The 3,205-nt window shown below is 43.2% G+C and carries 1 protein-coding gene; it reads left to right on the top strand.

The genetic code is table 11. The annotated features are described in order from the left end of the window. The coding region (locus A9G47_RS02950; RefSeq protein WP_176700641.1) for a hemagglutinin repeat-containing protein at positions 1-3,205 on the top strand (3,205 nt) is incomplete at both ends.

Genomic DNA, 3,205 nt, shown 5'->3' with positions numbered 1-3,205 from the left:
AGACTGACAAAAATTATATTGTCGAAAGCGATCCGCGTTTTACTCAACGCAAAAAATGGCTCAGCTCTGATTACATGTTAAGCCGTTTAAATGCCGACCCGAATGCGATACAAAAACGATTAGGTGATGGTTATTACGAACAGCAATTAATACGAGAGCAAATTATTGGCTTAACAGGCAACCGCTATTTACATGGTTACCGTTCTGATTTAGAGCAGTATCAAGCTTTGATGGATGCGGGAATTAGTTTTGCTAATGCCTATGGTATTGTTCCCGGCGTTGAATTATCAGACGAACAAATGCGCGCACTAACCACTGATATCGTTTTATTAGTGAAAAAGACCATCACGGTAGGTGGTCAAACGCAAGAGGTATTAGTGCCACAAGTTTACGTAGTTAACCGTCCTCAGTTGGGAACTGATGGGGCATTAATCTCAGGCGAGAACGTGTTTGTTAAAGGGGATGAACTTAATAGTAATGGCTTAATTAAAGCCAAAAATGACATACTATTAGATGGGCATAATGTCACCAATAAAGGCACTATTTATGGTGGTAGAGTATCTATCAATGCGGAAAACGACATCACCAATTACGGCAAATTAGTGGGGGATAAACTAGTTTATTTGTCGGCAGATAATGATATCAACCTATTATCAAGTACACGCACACAGACTCGGGGGCGAAATTTAACTACCAATATAGACCAAACAAGTATTATTCAGGTAAATGATGGCAATGTTGTGATTGATGCGGGTCATGATATCAATACTAAAGCGGGATGGATTATTAATAATGGTGAAAGCGGTAATACTTGGTTACAAGCGGGTCACGATATTAAATTTAATACCGCAGATATTGAAGAGAAATTAGATTTTAGGGTCAAAAAAGACTACCGAAAAACGGATGAAAAAAGTGTGGTTGGCACAGGCATAAGTGCCGCTAATAATGTTATGCTTATTGCTGGTAATGACATTAATGCCAAAACGGTTGATATTACTGCGGGCAACCATCTTGGGTTACAGGCCGATAATGACATTATATTAGGCTCATCGGCCGAGCATTTTGAATTAGATGAATTTCACAAAAGTAAAAGTAAAGGGTTTTTAAATAAAACAACCACCACAACGCACACAGAAATAGATAACACCACGCAAAAAGGCAGTGAGCTGTATGGTGATAGCGTGAGTATCAGTGCGGGTAATAATCTCAAAGTCACGGGCAGCCAAGTGATTGGTAGCAATGATGTGGTGCTGAATGCCGGCAAGGAAGTGACCATTGATGCGGCAGAAGAGTCATATTACCGAAAACAAGAAACCAAAACTAAAAAATCGGGACTAATGAGCAGTGGGGGTATTGGGTTTACCGTTGGTAAAGAAAAAGAGTCCTTAAAACAGACAAATACCGAACAAGCCTTTTTGGGCAGTGTGGTGGGTAGCACAGATGGCAGTGTTAATATCCGAGCGGGTAAAGACGTGAACATCAAAGGCAGCGAAGTCATTGCGCAGCGTGATATCAAACTGCAAGGCGAAAACGTTAACATCGAAGCACTAGATGCCAAAACGACGTATAAAGAAGAGTATAAACACCAAAAATCAGGGCTTACTGTGGCGGTAACGGGTACGGTTAGTGATATGTACAACGCTAATCAAACCCGAGAGCAAGCCAAAAAACAGACTAACGAAAAAACCAAAGCGTTAATGAATATCAAAGCGGGGCTACAAGCGGGTAATGCGGCGTTAGAGACAGGTGCGAATTTACAAAATGGGGTACCTGAGGCGTCGATTGGAATTAACCTTAGCTTGGGTAGTGAAAAAACCAAGCGCACGGTAAACCAAGAGCAACATACGGTAGTGAGTAGTGGTATATCAGCGGGTCATAATGTCAGTATTATAGCCACGGGCAATGGACAAAAAGAGAGCGGCGATATTAATATCATCGGCAGTCAGGTGTCAGCAGGACATGATGCGATGCTCAAAGCCAACCATGATGTTAACATCGTAGGTCAAGAAAACACGAGCAAAACTGACACGAAAGAAAAGAGCAGCAGTGGCTCGGTGGGTGTGGGTTATAACTTTGGTGGACAAAAAAATGGCTTTAATATCTCAGCCAATGCGAGCCATAGTAAATCTCGAGAAAAAGGCAATGGTACCGACTGGACAGAAAGCGTGGTTGAAGCGGGTAATAAGCTCACAATCATAACGGGGAACGATGCTAACATTATTGCAGGACAAGTTAAAGGTGATAGGGTGGTTGCCGATATTGGTCATGACCTGAATATCGAATCAAAACAAGACAGCGATGAGTTTCATTCTAAAAGTACTTCTGCCTCGGCAGGAGGTAGTATCTCAATGGGCGGAGGCGGTAGTGCCAATGCATCAGCGAGTAAAACTAAAATGGACAGCAACTGGCAAAGTGTTACTGACCAATCGGGTATTTTTGCCGGTAAAGGTGGCTTTGACATTAAGGTAGGCAACAACACCGACCTAAAAGGGGCGGTCATCTCCTCGGAAGCCGAAGACCCGAGCAAAAACCGCCTTGATACGGGTACAATTAGCTTTAGTGATATCGAAAACAAAGCGGACTACAAAGTCAGTAGCAGCAGTGCTGGCATTAGCTCCAGTGGCATGCCATCGATGCCAACCAGTCGTAATAAGTCAGAGAAGGCAAACTCGACGACGCAATCTGCGGTATCGGAAGGCACGATTATAATTCGCAACAAGGACGGACAACAACAGGATATTGATGATTTAAGCCGAGATACTGAGCAGGCGAATAACGAACTGAAACACATCTTTAACAAAGAAAAAGAGCAAGACATCATAGACCAAACACACTTAGTGAGTGAGATTGGCGGTGAAGCCTTAACCATGCTCAATCATATCGACCGCATAAGCGCAGAATCTGCAGCGAACAAAAAGCTAAAAGAAGAGCAAAAAAAAGCGAAAGAGCAAGGCCTCGTTTTAACCGACGAGCAGGAACAGAAAATCTATGAAAAGGCCTACAACGATGCGATGAACGAAGGGATGTCAGCGATGGGCAGTGACACCCGTCAAGGCGTTGAAATGGCGGTTAACATTATTAATGGGCTAATCACGGGCGACATGACAGGGGCTGTTGCGGGGGCATTAGCACCGAAGATAGCCACCATAATCAAACAACAGACAGAAGGAAACACCGTCGCCAACACAATTAGCCATGCTATACT

The sequence above is a fragment of the Gilliamella sp. WF3-4 genome (genome assembly GCF_001690275.1).
GTDB lineage: Bacteria > Pseudomonadota > Gammaproteobacteria > Enterobacterales > Orbaceae > Gilliamella > Gilliamella apicola_C.
Note: the sequence above shows the minus strand (reverse complement) of the source record. Positions and strands in the feature narration are given on the sequence as shown.